The 16,682-nt window shown below is 63.7% G+C and carries 17 protein-coding genes; 9 read left to right on the top strand and 8 right to left on the bottom strand.

Annotated elements, in window-relative coordinates:
* Positions 1-15: 15 nt before the first annotated feature.
* The 4 genes from AC4HIX_RS13865 to AC4HIX_RS13850 form a co-directional block, all read right to left on the bottom strand.
* Positions 16-2,049, bottom strand: a complete 2,034-nt coding sequence (locus AC4HIX_RS13865) for a peroxidase family protein (RefSeq protein WP_490399376.1) — start codon at positions 2,047-2,049, stop codon at positions 16-18.
* A gap of 233 nt (positions 2,050-2,282) precedes the next feature.
* The gene (locus tag AC4HIX_RS13860) at positions 2,283-4,661 is read right to left on the bottom strand and encodes a hybrid sensor histidine kinase/response regulator (protein ID WP_490399375.1); all 2,379 of its coding nucleotides are present in this window, start codon (positions 4,659-4,661) and stop codon (positions 2,283-2,285) included.
* Between the two features lie 25 nt (positions 4,662-4,686).
* On the bottom strand, positions 4,687-5,688 hold the full coding sequence (locus AC4HIX_RS13855; protein ID WP_490399374.1) for a cytochrome-c peroxidase: 1,002 nt from the start codon (positions 5,686-5,688) through the stop codon (positions 4,687-4,689).
* 95 nt (positions 5,689-5,783) lie between these two features.
* Positions 5,784-7,004, bottom strand: coding sequence for an NnrS family protein (locus AC4HIX_RS13850; protein ID WP_490399373.1), 1,221 nt, complete (start codon positions 7,002-7,004; stop codon positions 5,784-5,786).
* 241 nt (positions 7,005-7,245) lie between these two features.
* Between AC4HIX_RS13850 and AC4HIX_RS13845 the strand changes: the two genes are divergently transcribed.
* From AC4HIX_RS13845 to AC4HIX_RS13835, 3 genes are all read left to right on the top strand, one after another.
* Positions 7,246-7,941, top strand: coding sequence for a Crp/Fnr family transcriptional regulator (locus AC4HIX_RS13845; protein WP_490399372.1), 696 nt, complete (start codon positions 7,246-7,248; stop codon positions 7,939-7,941).
* Between the two features lie 101 nt (positions 7,942-8,042).
* Entirely contained in the window at positions 8,043-8,783 is a 741-nt protein-coding gene (locus tag AC4HIX_RS13840; protein WP_490399371.1) for a cation efflux transmembrane domain-containing protein, read from the top strand.
* Between the two features lie 21 nt (positions 8,784-8,804).
* A complete protein-coding gene (locus tag AC4HIX_RS13835; RefSeq protein WP_490399370.1) occupies positions 8,805-9,002 on the top strand; it encodes a Rossmann-fold NAD(P)-binding domain-containing protein in 198 nt (65 codons plus the stop codon).
* A gap of 21 nt (positions 9,003-9,023) precedes the next feature.
* Here AC4HIX_RS13835 and AC4HIX_RS13830 read toward each other — a convergent pair whose 3' ends face one another.
* Positions 9,024-9,233: a hypothetical protein gene (locus AC4HIX_RS13830; RefSeq protein WP_490399369.1), complete on the bottom strand. Its 210-nt coding sequence runs from the start codon at positions 9,231-9,233 to the stop codon at positions 9,024-9,026.
* 124 nt (positions 9,234-9,357) lie between these two features.
* On the opposite strand from AC4HIX_RS13830, the gene AC4HIX_RS13825 reads away from it, so the two are divergent.
* From AC4HIX_RS13825 to AC4HIX_RS13800, 6 genes are read left to right on the top strand one after another with little or no spacing between them, the layout of a single operon-like run.
* Entirely contained in the window at positions 9,358-9,810 is a 453-nt protein-coding gene (locus AC4HIX_RS13825; protein WP_490399368.1) for a c-type cytochrome, read from the top strand.
* A 14-nt stretch (positions 9,811-9,824) separates the two neighbouring features.
* On the top strand, positions 9,825-11,168 hold the full coding sequence (locus AC4HIX_RS13820; protein WP_490399367.1) for a cbb3-type cytochrome c oxidase subunit I: 1,344 nt from the start codon (positions 9,825-9,827) through the stop codon (positions 11,166-11,168).
* A gap of 3 nt (positions 11,169-11,171) precedes the next feature.
* The gene (locus AC4HIX_RS13815) at positions 11,172-11,966 is read left to right on the top strand and encodes a CbbQ/NirQ/NorQ/GpvN family protein (RefSeq protein WP_490399366.1); all 795 of its coding nucleotides are present in this window, start codon (positions 11,172-11,174) and stop codon (positions 11,964-11,966) included.
* A 4-nt stretch (positions 11,967-11,970) separates the two neighbouring features.
* Entirely contained in the window at positions 11,971-13,848 is a 1,878-nt protein-coding gene (locus AC4HIX_RS13810) for a nitric oxide reductase activation protein NorD (protein ID WP_490399365.1), read from the top strand.
* A 1-nt stretch (position 13,849) separates the two neighbouring features.
* Entirely contained in the window at positions 13,850-14,023 is a 174-nt protein-coding gene (locus tag AC4HIX_RS13805) for a hypothetical protein (protein WP_475047055.1), read from the top strand.
* Positions 14,020-14,244 carry an NnrT protein gene (locus AC4HIX_RS13800; RefSeq protein WP_490399364.1) on the top strand — a complete coding sequence of 75 codons (225 nt, stop codon included), beginning with the start codon at positions 14,020-14,022 and terminating at the stop codon, positions 14,242-14,244. Before AC4HIX_RS13805 ends, AC4HIX_RS13800 begins: the two co-directional genes overlap by 4 nt.
* Positions 14,245-14,362: 118 nt before the next feature.
* Here the strand turns inward: AC4HIX_RS13800 and AC4HIX_RS13795 are convergent, their stop codons facing one another.
* The 3 genes from AC4HIX_RS13795 to AC4HIX_RS13785 all read right to left on the bottom strand — a co-directional run bounded on the left by AC4HIX_RS13795 (position 14,363) and on the right by AC4HIX_RS13785 (position 16,593).
* Entirely contained in the window at positions 14,363-14,611 is a 249-nt protein-coding gene (locus AC4HIX_RS13795; RefSeq protein ID WP_475047052.1) for an EF-hand domain-containing protein, read from the bottom strand.
* A gap of 433 nt (positions 14,612-15,044) precedes the next feature.
* Complete coding sequence (locus tag AC4HIX_RS13790) at positions 15,045-16,187, bottom strand: M56 family metallopeptidase (protein ID WP_490399363.1); 1,143 nt, start codon at positions 16,185-16,187, stop codon at positions 15,045-15,047.
* Positions 16,177-16,593, bottom strand: a complete 417-nt coding sequence (locus AC4HIX_RS13785; protein WP_490399362.1) for a BlaI/MecI/CopY family transcriptional regulator — start codon at positions 16,591-16,593, stop codon at positions 16,177-16,179. The genes AC4HIX_RS13790 and AC4HIX_RS13785 overlap by 11 nt, the downstream gene beginning before the upstream one ends.
* Positions 16,594-16,682 lie beyond the last annotated feature (89 nt).

Raw genomic sequence — 16,682 nt, 5'->3', positions numbered from 1 at the left:
CGCCGGCCGTTGGGCCTAGAAAAGGCTTGCCCCGGCCTCCAGCCAGTCGCGCAAGGTGATGCCTTCAAAGGTAACGGAGCAGCCGTCGCCGAATGCAAAATTCAGCCCGTCAGCTGTGTCCATCGCCTGCGCGGTCCACGTGTGCGGGCCAACGACTTTGGTCCTGTCTACGCCAAGTTCGAAGTCCGAAATTGTATCCGCACCTGTTTTCCGGGTGTTGAAGACAAAGCAATCCGCGCCTGCACCGCCAGTCAGGACGTCATCCCCTTTGCCGCCAGCCAAAGTATCGTTTCCCGTGCCGCCTTCCAGGGTGTCGCGGCCGGAACCGCCTTTGAGACGATCGTTATGGCTGCCACCGGACAGGAAATCGCTCGCACTGCCGCCTTTCAGTGTGTCGGCGCCGCCGCCCCCGTCAAGGCAATCGCTTCCCCTGTTGCCGCTCAGGCTGTCTCTGCCGCCGCCTCCTTGCAGGTCGTCGTCACCGGATTTGCCTGACAGGACATCCGCCCCTTTACGGCCAAAGATGAAATCCTGCCCGGACCCGCCGCTCAGAATGTCATCGCTGGCAGTGCCTGCAATCCTGTCCATCGCGGCAAAGGCGTCCTTTTGCAGGTTCTGAACATCTGTGTTGCGCAGGATGACGTCTGACAGCGTGGTGTCCCAAAGCGCCGTCAGCTCCTCTGCCGGGATGCCTGCGCGGCCCTCGCTCCAGAACGGGTCGCCGTCGCGCAAGCGGGTGAATTGATCAACCATGACAACCGTAAAGGTTTCGCCCAGCAGCCCCTTGCCGAAAGCGTCTTCGGCAAGTCCGCCGATCCAAGCGTCCACCAGATCCGTGTCGCCATAGGCGTCTTTCAGCTTGGCGGCCAGCGCCGGGTCGGAGGTAATGTCGGAGAAGCTTTCAGCGCGGGAAAGGCCCAGGGCCTCGCGCAGATCATTGTAGCCGGCCACTCCCAGGTCGCGGCCGCGCTGGATGTTCATCGCGGCCAGATCCAGCCCGCCTGCACCAGGCGGCCCGAACAGGAAAGAGCGCACGTCTTCAACCACTTTGGTGTCTATGGCCTCGGAGGTTTGGGTAGCGGCGCCGCGCAGGACATCCCCGATCATGCCCGATTGGCTGACCAGATCAGGCTGGAAGAATGCGTCGCGCAAGGCCAGCGGGTCCAGTTGAGTTCCGGTTTCAGTGACCCGCTGCAGGTTGGCCGACAGCAGGGTATGGCCCAGCCGGTAGACTGCGCCCGAAAACTCGACTGCAATCCCCGGGTTCACACTGGGGTCATAGCCCTGATAAGCGCCAAAGGCATCTTCGCCCAGCAAGACAGGCAGAAATTCCTTGTAGGTGATGGCTTGCACCAGCGCTTCGACCCGGGCGCGGGCAGCCTCAAACAGCTGCTCACCCGTCAGCGACGGGTCCCTTTCCGCCAGCTCCTCCACCAGGCGGTTGTGCTCGCGCGTGAACAGCGTGTGCATCGAGGTCAAGGCAACATTCTCTGCAGCGCGGACGTCGCCGGTCAGGAACCCGTCGCCTTCCAGGTGCAGATGGTCATTTGCGGTCATCTTCAGCTTGCCGCCGTCACCGCGCATGGCCGCGACCATGTCTTCGGTCGAGCCATAGATCATCGAAGCGTCGATACACGCGGTGATTTCATTGACGAATTCGCCGTCGTGCTGTTCCACCCGGGTGAATGGAATGATCGCTTCCCCGGTGCCGGACGGGTCGAAAAAAGGATCGCCCGCCGGAACTTCTATGTGCGCGTGAATGCCGCTTTCGTTTCCGGTCAAAGAAAGGTCGTGGTCCAGGAACTGGCCCCAGATCCACAGAAAATCTGATGCTCCGGCGGCATTGGCCGTCTCGCCGCCCTGTGCCGACAGAATGTTGGAAATCTCGCGTGCATTCGGCCGGCCGGCGCCGGCCATCTCGCCATTCGGCCCCAGCGCGCTGGCGGCCAGCCTTAGCAGTTCGGTGCCGGTTGCACCCCAGTCAGGATGGTCTGGATTTGCGGACGTGCCATCGGAGGGCCGAGCGGCCCCAATCTGTAAACTGGACATGTGATCCCCCAATCACTCGTAAAAAAACACTGTCACCGGAAATGCCATCGTGCGGCCTGAAAACGCCTGTGCGCCCCTTGCCGCCGAATGCCGAAATCCCCCGCAGATGCAGCTGAACCCGGGCTGCAGTTCTCAGGTAGTGCTTCACGAATTCGTGTCAAACCGTGTGCTTTTCGTGAAATTTGCGGAGGGCAGCGGAGATCGGGGGCGTCTGCCGGTTCAGCGCGCTTTCTTCAAGCCTGCCTGGCCTGCGGCGCGGCGCTGCCGGCCTCACTGGTTCCGGTCCACTTGGCAATCTCATCCAGCAGTTGCGCCTTTCGGACGGGTTTGGACAGGAACCCAACCATGCCAGCCGCACGGCACGCGGCCTCATCAGTGCTTAGGACATTGGCGGTAAGTGCCAGAATAGGGCAGGGCGCGCGGCCGTTATCCCGTTCCCACGCCCGCAGCCGGCGGGTCGCCTCAAGCCCGTCCATCACCGGCATCGACATATCCATCAGCACCAGATCGAAAGGCCGCGCGGCAAAAGTCTCGACAGCTTCCTGGCCATTGCTGCAAATTGTCATCTGTATGCCGGACGGGCCAAGCATCTTTTTCAATACCAGCTGATTGGTGCGGTTGTCTTCCGCCACCAGCAGCCGCAGGCTGCTGAGCCCGGCGGCCGTCCCGCCAGTTTCAGACCGCACCTCCGGTACAGCGGGCGCCGCTTCGGTCTGCAACGCCCTTTGCAGGGTCTGCAGCAGAACGCGGTTCCGGGCAGGTTTCATCAGCACGTGCAAGGTCTTGCACTGCTTGAGCGCCTGGTAGCCTGAGATAAGCCGGCTGCCCACGCAGAAGACCACCGGCAGCTCCCGGCAGCCGGGCAAGCTGTGAAGCCGCTGGCACAAGTTTCTGGCTTGCTCCAGCGGCACGCTGTTCTCCACCAGTACCAGATCCGGCTGCTGCTGGCGGGCGGCCAGCGCTTCCACCTGCTCCAGCAACTCCGCCGGGCCGGCCGGGACCATGGTGTCCGCGCCCCAATACGCCAGCTGCCGGAGCCGCACATCGCGGGAAAACGCCAGATCGGCAACCACCGCCACCCGCTTGCCGGCCAGCGGCCTGGCCGGCGCCGGGGCCGGGGCAGCAACCGGCAGGCTCAGACAGACCGTAAAGCAGGAACCTTTACCGGCCTCAGAGACCACGTCGATGCGCCCGCCCATGGCCTGGGCCAGACGGGATGAGATCGCCAAGCCTAGGCCGGTGCCCTCAAACCGCCGTGCGGTGGTGCTTTCCACCTGTTCAAAGGCGTGGAAGATCTGGCCGATGCTGTCCTCGGGAATGCCGACGCCCGTGTCGCGGACGTCGATGCACAACGGAATGGCGTGACTGAGGTCGTGATTCAGGGTGATGCTGATATGGCCTTTCAGGGTGAATTTGACGGCGTTGCCCACCAGATTCATCAGGATCTGCCGCACCCGGCCGCTGTCGCCAGTGAATAGGGCGGGCGTGTGCTCGGGTATGTCGATGCAGATCTCCACTCCCTTGGCGGTGGCGCTGGGCGACATCAGCGTGGCCACATCATAAATCACGTCGCGCAGGTTGAACGGCTGCTGCAGCATCTGCGCCTTGCCAGCCTCCAGCTTGGAAAAGTCCAAAATGTCATTGACGATGCGCAGCAGCGCTTCGGAGGAGGCCAGGATGGTGCCGGTGCAGGATTTCTGCTCGGGGGTGAGGTGGGTCTCGTTCAGCACTTCCGCCATCCCCAGCACGCCGTTGATCGGTGTCCGGATTTCGTGGCTCATAGTTGCCAGGAAACGGGACTTGGTCTCAGTAGCGGCTTCCGCGCGGGCCTTTTCCTGCTGCAGATGCTCGGCAATCCGCTTTTTCTCCTGCAGGCTCGTGTCCAGTGTGTCGAGCGCGGCAAAAACGGCGCCAATCTCGTCACCGGCTTTCGGCAGACCGGATTTTTCACCGCTGGCCAGCCGCTGCAGCTTGGCGGCAGCGGATTGGATCGCTGCTGAAATGGCATGCGCCTTGCGCATCGAAAAGATCAGCGCCGCGGCCATGATCAGCGCGGTTCCTATGAGCCCAAGCGCAAAGATCCGGGAGAGCGCCTGGTTGGCCGCGGCGACGGTCAGCTCCGCATGTGCTGCGGCAAGGTTTGTGACCATTGCAGCCTGCCGGGTGACGGCCTCGCTGCTCATCATCAGCGCGCTGAGGGTCGGGATATCCTGGGCTGGTTTGATGCTGAGAAGAACAACTGCCATCAGGCACCATTCGGCCAGCGCTTGGTTCAGCGCTTCGGCCTCGGCCCTGAGCGGCGCGGGCAAGGGCAGTTGCAGCAAGGCGCCAAGGTCGCCGTTGATCTCTTGAAGATGCTGTTGAAAATTGCCCGCCACCTCCTCCTGCGGGATCAGCCGGGTCATCGCCAGAACGTCCTGCGCATAAGTTTGGGCGGCCGTGATCCCGGTGCTCACGCTGCTGGTGCGGCGGGTGACTTCCAGCGAGGCCTCCATCACGGCGTCCTTGCGGCCTGAGGCATAGACCGCCATGCCGCCGACCAGCAGCACCGCGAACAACGCGGCCACCGTGATGACGAGAACCGGCAGGACAATGGATCTTTTGATGATCATGAACGAATGCCTTCAGCCGCGCGCATCAATTGGCCGGCAGGATCGGGGTTGGCACATTGGTTTCATTGTCCGTCAATGTCTCAAGAAAGGCGATGAGGTCGGCAATGTCGCCCTCGTTGGCGGCAAAGCCTTCGATGCCGGTCTGCCGCGTGGTGCCGGCCGCGCCGCCATCGGCATAATGGCGGATGACCGCAGGCAGCGAGGGCAGTGACCCGTCATGCATATAGGGCGCGCGAAGGACGATGTTCCGCAGCCCCGGGGTTTTGAAGCGAAAGTGCTTGTCGGGGTCTAACTCTGACGCACTGCCGCTGCCCAGGTCCGAGTTGAGCAGTCCGATATCATGCATCTTGTTGTCGGTGAACATCCAGCCGGAATGGCAGGACACGCAATTCGCGCGGCCTGCGAACAGCGCAAAGCCGCGCTTGGCGGCCTCCGGTACCGCGGCGGCATCGCCGCTGACCCAGCGATCAAATCCGGCAACACCGCTGACGATAGTGCGCTGATAGGTGGCCAAGGCGGTGAGGATGGTTTCCTTGCGGATACCCCGGCCGGGAAACAGCCGCTCGAACCCGGTCTTGTATTCGGTCACCGCCGTCAGACGGGCAATAATATCCTCGAAATTCGCGTTCATTTCATCCGGGGCGGTGATCGGTCCGACAGCCTGTTCCTCCAGGCTGGCCGCGCGCCCGTCCCAGAACAGCGGTGTGATCCACGCGGCATTCAGGATCGTGGGCGCATGGCGGTGCACGGGATTGTCGGAGGCGCCAATCGCCTTGGGAACAGGGGATTCCCAGCCGAAAGAGGGGTTGTGGCAGCTGGAGCAGCTGGTGTTCTGTGCGCCGGACAGGCGCGGGTCGAAGAACAGCATCTTGCCGAGGGTGGCGATCCCGCGGTCATAAGGCGCGTTCTCCGGAAACGGCACGGTATCCGGACGCCGGAATGCATCGAGCCCGGCGGGTTGCGCCAGGCTCTGGACGGCCCAAAACAGCAGCGGCACCGCAGCGGCGGCAGCAGCTTTCCACTGCATTCAGGACCTCCTCTTTCAATCCCATTCTACCTACCCGGAATGGCAGCCTCTGAGAAGGCCGTTAATAATACATGACCTATGCAGGTTTCGTTGCGTCAGGGGAGGTTCCCTCCGGTCCGGCCTGCGGTCTTCCTGAGACTTTTTTTCGGTCCAATGCGGCGGGTGACCAGCCAGGGCCCGGTTTTCAAGAGCATCAGCGCAAATCCTGCGGTCCAGAGCACCGCAGAGGCGGCGATCCCGTCCCAGCCTGCAGCGAGCTCTGCAGCGCCGGCAAGGCGCAGGGCAGCAGCACCCAGCAGCAGCAGGAAGGCGGCGGTCAGGACCGGGCCTGCAACCAGCGGACGGCCGCTGTGGCCCATGGTGGCGCGCATCATTACCGCCAGCGTCATGCCGCCAATGGCACCGATGCCCAAAATGTGTGCGGCGGCCGCCGGGTCCAGCAGGCCAAACGGCACGCCGCCCGCTGCGATCAGCCCCGCGGGCACCAGCGCATAGGCCAGGTGCAGCATCAGCAGCAGCGGCTCCGGCAGGGTTGCAAGGCCGCGCCAGCGCGCCAGCCGCACCGCATGCAGCAGGCCGGCTGCCAGCAGCAGCGCGCCGCTGGCAGGGGCCCAGGGCGCTGCGGTCCAAGCCAGCAGCGCCGCGGCGCCAAACACCAGCGCCACCGCGTCGAATTTCCCGAACGGCACCGGCATTTTCTCAGCCCCCTGTTTGGCCAGCCAGTTGCGGGTGAAGCTGGGGATGATCCGCCCGCCGATCAGCATGATCAGGAAGATCAGCACCGCTATCCCCAGACGGCGCGAGACATCCGCCGTGCCTTGGGTCATCGCCTCGATGTGATAGCAGGCGTTGGCAATGCCCAGCAGCGTGACCGGCACCAGGACTTTGAGGTTGCGCCAGTTTTCACCGGCGATGATCTCCCGCGCGATCATGGCAATAACGGCGGCCTGAAAGGCGCAATCCACCGCCATGACCCCAAGTGCGGGCAGGCCCAGCCAGCCTGCCGCCGCCAGCCGTCCTGACAGCCACAATCCCGACAGCAGCGCCAGCGGCCAGCCGCGGGCAGGCATCCGCCCGGTCCAATTCGGTACCGCAGTGAACAGGAAGCCCGCTACAACCGCCGCGCCATAGCCGAAGATCATCTCGTGAATATGCCAGTCGGTGGGCAGGAACGGACCTGAATACTCCAGATCGCCGCGCCAGATCAGCAACCAGGCAGGGATTGCCAGCAGGGCAAACAGGCAGGCGCCCAGAAAGAACGGCCTGAAGCCGAATGAAAACAAAACAGGTCCGGTGTATTCAGTTCGCGCAGCCATCACGGCCTCCTTGCATCCGGTCAAAGTCAGGCGGGCGGCACTGGTCAGGTGCCGCCCGCCGGTCCGGCGCAAGGGACGCAATCTTTCGCCGAACCCCGTGGATCAGCACCGGCGGGCAGGGAGGAGGGAGGCTCCCCCGGATCCGGGTTCCCGTTTTTGCCGCACGGTTGTTTCCTCTGCCGCCACTATGCGATAACGGCGGGGTGACCTCTTTGTCCTTCAGCAAACTTGCGGTGCATTCTTGTCCAAGCTCGACGAAAGCCTCCTGACCGGGCTGCCGCCCTTCAGCCTCCTGGAGCGCAGCCAGATCCGCGAAATCCTCGATCAGGCGCTGCCCAAGCGGTATGACGAGGGCGCGGAAATCTTTCACGAAGGCCATGACGCCGAGCGGTTCCACCTGCTGCTGGACGGCTACATCCGGGTGGTGAAGACCACCGAGGGCGGCGAGCAGATCATCGCGCTGCATATCTCGCCAGGCCAGCTGTTCGGGATTGCTCCGGCGCTGAACCGCGACACCTATCCGGCCACCGCCATCGCCGCCTCGGAATCGCTGGCGCTGTCCTGGCCGGTGCGTCTGTGGGGGGATTTCACCGCCAACTACCAGGGCTTTGCCACCGAGAGCTACAACACCCTGGGCCAGCGGCTGGGCGAGATGCAGACCCGGATCACCGAGCTGGCGACGCAAGCCGTTGAGCAGCGGGTGGCGGCGGCGCTTCTGCGGATGGTGACCCAGTCGGGCCGCAAAGTGGAGGAGGGGATCGAGATCGCCTTCCCGGTGACCCGCCGCAACATCTCCGAGATGACCGGCACCACGCTGCATACCGTCAGCCGGCTGTTGTCGGCCTGGGAGAAGGACGGCGTGGTGAAATCCACCCGCAAGCACATCGTGGTGACGGCCCCGCACCGGCTGGTGGTCCTGAGCGGGGCTCAGGGGTAGCACACCGCCGTTAGACGAGACTTTGCGCTGCGCGGGAGTTGGCGTTGCCCTGACGCAAGACTATCTGTGGGTCTGATTTTGTCAGATCAGGATTGCGCGGCATGTCATCTCCCGAACCCGGCAGCAAGAAACTCCTGGAAAGCCGGTCGCTTGCAGTGGCCATGTGGGGCAACCTTTTCATGGCAGCGGCGGGCCTGGCCGCCGGCGTTCTGTCGAACTCCAACGCTATCATGATGGACGGCTTGTTCTCCCTGATCGGGTTCGGCTCGGCGCTGCTTGGGCGGCGCATCAGCCTGCGGGTCGATGCAGGCCCCGACAAGACGCGGCCGTTCGGATACGCTGCGGACGAGGCGATCTTTTCCACCTTCCGGTCGCTGTCGCTTCTTGGGCTGGTGCTGTTTGCCATCACCAATGCTCTCAAGAGCATCTACAATTATCTCAACGGTCTCGTGCCCGAGCCGCTGAATTTCGCACCGATGATCATCTACTTCGCGGTGATCGGGCTGACTTGCACAATTCTGTGGGCGTTTCATCACTTCACCTGGCGCCGCACGGGCAAGACCAGCGCAATCCTGCGGCTGGAAGCGAAGGCGGCACTGTTCGACGGGCTGATCACGGCCGCGGCTGGCGTGGGCCTGGGGGCTATTTATTTGTTCCAGGATGGCCCGCTGGCACCGGTTGCACCTGTAGGCGATTCCGCCATCGTCCTTCTGCTGTGCCTGCTGGCCATCGGATCCTATGTTCGGGAATTCCGCGGCGGGCTGAAAGAGCTTGCCGGCGTAAGTGCCAGCCCCGGGCATCTCGCCAGCGCACGGCGGGCTTTGCGTGACGCTATTGCTTAAGACGGCGGGACTTTGCGGGACATGTCCGTCACCAAATTGGGCCGCACGCTTCTGGTGACCGTCTACTACGATCCCGGACGGAGCGTGACCGCGGCGGAGGCAGACAGCCTGAACCTGCGCATGATCCGGGACGCGCGGTCAGCGCTGAATGGTGCCGATGTGCTCTTGATCATCACCGAACATCCAAGGCGCTGGCCGGAAGCCCTGAATCCCTTTTGAGAGAGGCACGGTTAAGGCGGGTCAGGCCATCGCCAAATCTCTTAAGCTCTCCCGGAACGCCTTTTCCTCCAGTCCGTATTCCTCACAGGCATCAATCAGCGTGTGGAACGGTGCGATCGGGCAGCCGGGACAGAGCATCTGGCGGTTCATGAACTCACCCGCGCAGGCGGGCCAGTGGTGGAACAGCTCGGAGAGCGGCAGGTCAGGATCGTCGAAATCGGGGCGGCGCATGTGGCATCCTCCTTTTCCTGCATCTTGCGTGCAGCAATGCGCCCGGTCTTTGCGCTTCAACAACATATGCGGCGGTGCGCGGGTTTAGGCAGGGCCTATCCGCAACTGTACTCAGGACCGCGATATGTCAGAGATACTTACCAAGTCGCGGGCCAGGAACGTGTTCTACGGGGGCTCCTTGTTCTTCGTCGTCGTGTTCGTGGCCATGACCGCGCACAGCCACCGCTTCATCGTGAACACGTCCACTGCTGGCATGGAGCTGACCGACGAGGTGCGCCAGGGCAAGCACGTGTGGGAGCGCCATTCCTGCATCAACTGCCACACGCTGCATGGCGAGGGCGCCTATTTCGCCCCGGAAGTGGGCAACGTCATGACCCGCTGGGGCGTTCTGGACGACCCCGAAGGCGCCTATGAAATGCTCGACGGCTGGATGAAGTCGCAGCCCTCCGGCATCGAGGGCCGCCGCCAGATGCCTTACTTCGAGCTGACGGAGGAAGAGACCAAGGCCTTGTCCGAATTCCTGCGCTGGGCGGATCAGACCGACACCCAGAACTGGCCGCCGAACGACGCGGGCTGAGGGGGAGAGAAACAATGAAATATCAATCTCAAAAAGTGGCCTACGCCTATTTCATGGTGGCGATGGCCCTGTTTGCCATTCAGGTCCTGGGCGGGCTTTTAGCAGGGTGGATCTATGTCTGGCCCAACACGCTGAGCGAGCTCCTGCCGTTCAACATCGTACGGATGCTGCACACCAACGCACTGATTGTCTGGCTGCTTTTGGGTTTCTTCGGCGCTGCCTATTACCTGGTGCCGGAGGAATCTGAGCGTGAGCTGTTCTCGGTGAAACTCGCCTATATCCAGCTGGCCATTCTTGTCGTCGGCACCTTGGGCGCAGTCGGCTCCTACCTCGTGGGCATCCACGGCGGGCGGGAGTTCCTGGAGCAGCCCCTGTGGGTCAAGTTCGGCATTCTGGTCGCGGCGGTGATATTCCTCGTGAACATCTCCCTGACCGTGCTGGCAGGCCGCAAGACTGCGATCACCAACATCCTGCTGATGGGGCTTTGGCTGCTCTCGCTCCTGTGGATCTTTGCCTTCATCAACCCGGACAACCTGTCGCTCGACAAGATGTACTGGTGGTTCGTTGTCCACCTGTGGGTGGAAGCCACTTGGGAACTGGTGATGGCTGCGATCCTTGGCTACCTGATGCTGAAGCTGACCGGTGTTGACCGTGAGGTGGTGGAGAAATGGCTCTATGTCATCGTGGCGCTGGCCCTGTTCTCCGGCATCCTCGGCACTGGCCACCATTTCTTCTGGATCGGCACCCCGGGCTACTGGCAGTGGATCGGCTCGATCTTCTCGACCCTGGAGGTGATCCCGTTCTTCGCGATGATGAGCTTTGCCTTCATCATGGTCTGGAAGGGCCGCAAGAACCACCCGAATAAAGCGGCGCTGCTGTGGTCGCTGGGGGCATCCACCGTGGCTTTCTTCGGTGCCGGCGTCTGGGGTTTCCTGCACACGCTGCACGGGGTGAACTACTACACCCACGGCACCCAGATCACCGCCGCCCACGGGCACCTGGCCTTCTACGGCGCCTATGTGGCGATGAACCTGGCGATGTTCACCTATGCGATGCCGCAGCTTCGCAACCGCGATCCCTATAACCAGGTGCTGAACATGGCGTCCTTCTGGCTGATGACCGGCGGCATGGCCTTCATGACCTTCGTGCTGACCTTTGCCGGCACCATCCAGACCCACATGCAGCGCATCATCGGCGACTACTACATGGACGTGCAGGACCAGCTTGGCATCTTCTACCTGATGCGCCTCGGCTCCGGCGTGGCAGTGGTCCTGGGCGCGCTGCTGTTCATCTATGCAACCGTCGTGGTCCGCCGCGAAATCATCAAACCCGGCCCCGCGGCCGTACCGGGAGAGTAAGCCATGAACGCGATGAACATGCCTTCCGTGCCCTTCTACCGTCCCGCAGGCGATGAATGCACCGTCTTCGAGATGGCCCAAGCCAACGGTCTGCCCCTTCTTCTGAAGGGGCCCACCGGCTGCGGCAAGACGCGGTTTGTGGAACATATGGCAGCCCGGCTCGGGCTGCCCCTCCACACCGTTGCCTGCCACGACGACCTGTCGGCTGCCGACCTGATCGGGCGCTACCTGCTGAAGGGCGGCGAGACGGTCTGGGTGGACGGGCCGCTGACCCGCGCCGTGCGCGAGGGCGGCATTTGCTACCTCGATGAAGTGGTCGAGGCCCGCAAGGACGTTGCTGTGGTGCTGCACCCGCTGACCGACGACCGCCGCCGCCTGGTGATAGACCGCACGGGTGAGGAACTCTCCGCGCCCAAGCCCTTCATGCTGGTGGCCAGCTACAACCCCGGCTACCAGAACATCCTGAAGAAGCTGAAGCCCTCGACCCGGCAGCGCTTCCTGTCGATCGGTTTCGACTTCCCGGAAGCCTCTGCCGAGACCGCGGTCGTTGCCTCTGAGAGCGGGCTGGACGAGGACCGCTCCGCCGCGCTGGTGCGGCTGGCGGGCCATATCCGCAAGCTCTCCGGCATGGACCTGGAGGAAGGTGTCTCTACCCGCCTGCTGATCTACGCCGCCACGCTGATCGCCAAGGGCATGAGCGTCGAGCGCGCGGTGGAGGCCGCCATCATCGAACCTCTCAGCGACGAGGGTGATGTGCAGCAGGCGCTGCGCGACCTTGCCGCCAGCGTCTACGGGTGATGCCATGATCCACGCTCTCGACCTTCTGGAACCCGAAGAAACGGTTGGCAACCTGTGGCACGGCATGGCCACACGGATCGGCGCCGCTGAGGACGGAACTGAACACACCGTCCGGTTCGAGGACATGCGCGCCAGCGTGGCGGCCTTGTTCCGGGCGCTGGGCGGGGCCGGGGGCGTGGAAATCCATGTGGCGCCCGCGGTGCTGTCGGACCACCGGCCGGACCGGCTGCGCCGCATCGGCACCCCGCGGGAGATGGTGCATGTGGCCAGTTTCGACGGCGAGCGCCTGCGCCTGCCGCCGGAAATGGCCGCCTTTCCCAGTCTCGAGCTGAACCGCAAGGCCTACCTGTGGCTGGCCGCAATGGCCGCCATGATCGAATTGCCGGAACGCAACGAGGACCGCTATCAGGCCGATCAGCTGGAAATCGCTGCCAATGCCCGTGCTGCGGACAAAGTGTTTGCCGCCTGTCCTGGGCTGCGGTCTGCCTATGGCGCGTTCTGTGCCCATACCGCCGGGACCCGCAAGCGCAACGGCCTGCCGCGTTCCGAAGCGCGGATCGAACGGATGGTGCTGGATCAGATCGGCACTGACTGCCGGGTTGCCGAGCCCTGCACCTGCACCGCGCCGCGCGGCTACCGCACCTATCAGCCGGTGCCGTTCTGGCTGCGTTTGGCCGTTCCGCAAGCGGGCAGGGGGGCAGCCCCCGAAGCGGAGGAGATGAAAACGCCGGGCCTCGCCGTCTCCACCCGCAAGACCGCCAAGCGGCAGGATCAGGACCAGACCACCCGTAAGGACAGCTTTATCGTCCACCGGTTTGAATCCATCCTGTCCTGGGCCGAAAGCCTGAACATCAACCGGATGGTCGATGACGACGACAATGAGAACGCCCAGAAAGCGGCGGAGGATCAGGACAATCTCACGCTCTCGCAGCACATGAAGCGCGCGGCGTCGCGGCTGCGGATTTCGCTGGACCTTTCGCCGCAAGATGCCGAGCATGAACGGCTGGCGGGGCAGTTCACTTATCCCGAGTGGAACCACAAGCTGGGCAAACACATGCCCGCCCATACTTGTGTGCTGGAGGCCGAAGGCAAACCTGCCGACAGCTTCCAGCCCGACCCGCGGCTGGTTAGCCGCGTGCGCCGCCAGTTCGCCCCGCTGCACCCGCGCCGCGTGATGCTGCCGCGGCAACTGGACGGCGACGAGCTGGATCTGGAAGCGGTGGTGAAATCCCATGTCGATCTGGCCTGCGGCCAGCAGGGCAGCGACCGGGTCTGGCAGGCCAGCCGCCCGATGGCCCGCGACCTGAGCGTGGCGGTGCTGATGGACTGCTCCCGCTCCACCGAGGCCACCGTCGGCGACCGCCCTGTGATCGAAACCGCCCGCGAGTCGCTGGCTGCCCTCGCCGGCGGCATCGCCACCGCGGGTGACCGGCTGGGCATTTGGGGGTTCTCCTCGCTGCGCCGCGACCGGGTGTTCGTGACCCGCGCCAAGGGTTTCGAGGACCCGATGTCAGAGGCGGTCACCGCCCGCATCGGCGGCTTCAAGCCCGGCCACTACACCCGGCTCGGCGCTGCAATCCGCCATGCCTCTGCCCAGTTGGCTGAGGAAGGATCCGAACGCCGCCTGCTTTTGGTGCTGACCGATGGCAAGCCCAATGATCTGGACCACTACGAAGGCGTGCATGGCATCGAGGACAGCCGTATGGCGGTGCGCGAAGCGCGCGCCCTGGGCCAATCGGTGCACGGCGTGGTGATCGACGCCGACGGGCAGGACTGGTTTGCCCGCATCTTCGGCCGCGCGGGGTTCACCCTGCTGCCCGACCCGGACCGGCTGCCGCGCGCGCTGCCGGAAATCTACCAATCCCTGACAATGGAGCACTGAGATGAAACGCATTCTCTCCTTCGCCCTGCTGGCCCCCTCCAGCGCCTTTGCAGCGACCTTCGAACGCCCCATCCCGCAGCCCCAGACCGAAACCGCCGAGTTCTGGTTCCTGATGGGCTCCATCGCCCTGATCGTCAGTCTGGGGTTCGTCCAATACCTGGTTAGCCGGCGATGATCCCGCAGCCCTCTTGGCGGCTTCTGGCGGCGCTCTACCCGTTCGGGGCGGGTGCGGCAGCCGTCAACATCTTCTTTGCCTCGCTGATTGCCAGCTGGATCGGCTGGCGGGTGCTGACTCCCTATGAATCGGTGGCCTGGGGACTGCTGCTGGGCGTGCCTTTCACTTATGCCTTTGCCCGCCATATCGAGCGGCTGAAACGGCAGGCCGACGGCGGCTGACCCCGCGTCGGGATGCGAAAAGGGCCCTGCACTGCAGGGCCCCGGTACCGTTTAAGACCGGCGTGAAACCAGGTGGCAAGGCGGCTCGGGGGGATGGGGGAGCCGCCTTGCCGCAGGATCAGCTGTCTGCTGCCAGCAGGCCAGCTTCCTCCGCTGCCTGCACCTCGGCCAGATCGGCCTCGCCATCGGCATTGGCGTCAATGGTGGCAAAGGTTTCGGCCGTCAGATCCGGGAAGGCCGCCTGCAGTTCCTCCAGCGAATAGGTGCCGTTTCCATCGGTGTCGGCCTCGGTGATGGACTCCATCGCGGCCAGCGGCGAAGCGGCCAGAGCAGCAAAAGCGGCGGCGGTCAGCGCGAATTTTTTCATGTGAGACACTCCATTCGTTTGTTTGGTTTTCTGCTTGCGGCCACGCTGTTCCGCGGGCCGTGGCATAGAGCTATGGCGTCCCGTTCTCTGGTGCTATCCCCTTGAGGTGAATTGGCAATTTCCGGCACTAGACTGCCTGAACGCGGCTGTCCCTTCGGCGCTTTGCTGCCCCTGCCGCAGGCTGGTCCTTTCTCCGCTCAAGGCCGGGTGGCCGTTCCGCAGAATTCTGCCTGCACGGTTTCCGGCCTTCCCGCGCTCCTTGAAAGCTTGCACCGGGAACCAGCAGTGCAATCGGGGGGAGTTCACGAAGATGAGCTGTCCCGCCTCTAGAATCTGCGGCCGGCACCAGATCGGGCGGGCAGTGTCAGGCGGCACTAGAAGCTGAAGCTGTGCTTAGGGTTGGGAACAGCGCGGCTGCACTGCGCCGGCGCGCCTACTGAGACGCAACGGCAAAGCCGCCGTTCAGGGCGCTGACGGCAAGCTCCGGAGTGCTCGTGCGGCTGGCCATCCGTTCCAGATTTACGATGGTCGACAGCATGATGCGGTCATGGCTCCAGTCGCTCGGCCGCTGCAGCAGCATCGCCGTTGCCAGCACCGCCCCGGCCATGGCCAGGGATACCAGCCCCCAGCCCAGCGAGTTCGGCCCCTGCGGCTGAACTGCTGTCACCGCGATAATGCGCCGCTGCAACGACGCGCCGCGGCGGGTTTCGCGGCGGTCCACCAGTGCTACCGCCGGGCTGCGGCGGGTGAACAGGGCGGGCCCGCGGGCGGCATGGGCGCAGGCGCGGATCAGGCATTCGCAATAGGCGCGCACATCGAACCGGGGCCGGGCCATCAGTGCCTGGTCGCAGGCAAACTCACGCAGCAGCCGCACTTCGCGCCGCCAAAGATAGAAGGCCGGGTTCCAGAACAGGGCGGGGCGCAGCATCTCCAGCAGGAATTCGCATTCGATATCGCGCTGGCGGAAGTGCTGCAGCTCATGCGCCACAGTCAGGCGCAGATCGCGCGGGTCGTTCAGCAGGGCAGAGGGCAGCACCACATAGCGGCAAAACAGCCCGCGGGTCGAATAGGCTACACGGATGGTGTCGGAAACCATCAGTTGTACCCGCCCGATCCGTTTCCAGGTAAAGGCGCCTGCCAGATTCTGACGCAGCCGGAAGACAGAAACAGCCACATGCGCCAGGCAGATCAGCGCCCCGGCAGCAAAGGCAGCGGCTGTCACCTGTGCCCAAAGCGGTTGCAGGCTGCTGAGATCGCGCACGGCGTCCTCCCGCAGGCCGAGCAAGGTTTCAAACTTGCCCGCGCTCATGCTGACATTGCCCTGCAGGTACTGCGACACCAGCATGTCCGAAAAGTTCGGCGGGTGCGCGATGACAAAATGGGTGAAAGCAAGGATCAGAACCGGCGAGGCCGCCAGCAGGACTGTCATCCCGTTCAGCAGCCGCAGTTGCGGCTGGTAGGCGCGGCCCAGCCTGCTTCGGGCCAGGATCTTGCGCGCGGCCAGCCACAGGGCAGCACCCGCCAGCAGCAGGATGTTCAGGTCGATATAGGCGTTAAGCAGAACCTCAGTTGGCATTGTCCCCCAGCCTTTCCTCCAAGAGCGCCCGCATCTCCTCGAGCATCTCGTCGGTCACATCCTCATCATCGACCAGCCGCGCCACCAGTGCGGCGGGCGCGCCGTTGAAGAGCTTGCTCGAAAGGTTCTTCAGAGATGTTTTCTGATACTCTGCCTTGGGAACGGCCGGGCGGTAAACCAAAGAGCGGTCCTTGCGCTCGCTGGTAAGGAAGCCCTTTTGCTCCATGATCTTGAGAACCGTGGCCACCGAGGTATAGGCGCGTTCCTGCACCTTGTTCAGCTCGGCCAGGATATCACGCACGGTGCCGCCGCCGATGTCCCAGACGACGGTCATGAATTCCAGCTCAACCTCGGTCAGCAGGGAAGTGTCGTGTTTCTTGCGCATCGCCTCGGCAGTCCGGCTCATTTGGTGGTTCCAGTCATGCTAGGGGAAGGGGGCTCCCGTGAAAACTATTTTTTTAGAAGACGTGCGGCGGCGGGGGTTCTGTTGTCAAA

The sequence above is a fragment of the Leisingera sp. genome (assembly GCF_982940295.1).
This window is presented reverse-complemented; position numbering and strand designations above follow the sequence as displayed.

Bases quoted from the DNA above. Each gene is read 5' to 3' on its own strand.
- AC4HIX_RS13800 (WP_490399364.1), top strand. From the start codon at position 14,020: ATGATCCCGCAGCCCTCTTGGCGGCTTCTGGCGGCGCTCTACCCGTTC.
- AC4HIX_RS13790 (WP_490399363.1), bottom strand. From the start codon at position 16,187: ATGCCAACTGAGGTTCTGCTTAACGCCTATATCGACCTGAACATCCTG.
- AC4HIX_RS13840 (WP_490399371.1), top strand. From the start codon at position 8,043: ATGTCATCTCCCGAACCCGGCAGCAAGAAACTCCTGGAAAGCCGGTCG.
- AC4HIX_RS13865 (WP_490399376.1), bottom strand. From the start codon at position 2,049: ATGTCCAGTTTACAGATTGGGGCCGCTCGGCCCTCCGATGGCACGTCC.
- AC4HIX_RS13820 (WP_490399367.1), top strand. From the start codon at position 9,825: ATGAAATATCAATCTCAAAAAGTGGCCTACGCCTATTTCATGGTGGCG.
- AC4HIX_RS13860 (WP_490399375.1), bottom strand. From the start codon at position 4,661: ATGATCATCAAAAGATCCATTGTCCTGCCGGTTCTCGTCATCACGGTG.
- AC4HIX_RS13855 (WP_490399374.1), bottom strand. From the start codon at position 5,688: ATGCAGTGGAAAGCTGCTGCCGCCGCTGCGGTGCCGCTGCTGTTTTGG.
- AC4HIX_RS13835 (WP_490399370.1), top strand. From the start codon at position 8,805: ATGTCCGTCACCAAATTGGGCCGCACGCTTCTGGTGACCGTCTACTAC.
- AC4HIX_RS13830 (WP_490399369.1), bottom strand. From the start codon at position 9,233: ATGCGCCGCCCCGATTTCGACGATCCTGACCTGCCGCTCTCCGAGCTG.
- AC4HIX_RS13805 (WP_475047055.1), top strand. From the start codon at position 13,850: ATGAAACGCATTCTCTCCTTCGCCCTGCTGGCCCCCTCCAGCGCCTTT.
- AC4HIX_RS13810 (WP_490399365.1), top strand. From the start codon at position 11,971: ATGATCCACGCTCTCGACCTTCTGGAACCCGAAGAAACGGTTGGCAAC.
- AC4HIX_RS13850 (WP_490399373.1), bottom strand. From the start codon at position 7,004: ATGGCTGCGCGAACTGAATACACCGGACCTGTTTTGTTTTCATTCGGC.
- AC4HIX_RS13825 (WP_490399368.1), top strand. From the start codon at position 9,358: ATGTCAGAGATACTTACCAAGTCGCGGGCCAGGAACGTGTTCTACGGG.
- AC4HIX_RS13815 (WP_490399366.1), top strand. From the start codon at position 11,172: ATGAACGCGATGAACATGCCTTCCGTGCCCTTCTACCGTCCCGCAGGC.
- AC4HIX_RS13795 (WP_475047052.1), bottom strand. From the start codon at position 14,611: ATGAAAAAATTCGCGCTGACCGCCGCCGCTTTTGCTGCTCTGGCCGCT.
- AC4HIX_RS13785 (WP_490399362.1), bottom strand. From the start codon at position 16,593: ATGAGCCGGACTGCCGAGGCGATGCGCAAGAAACACGACACTTCCCTG.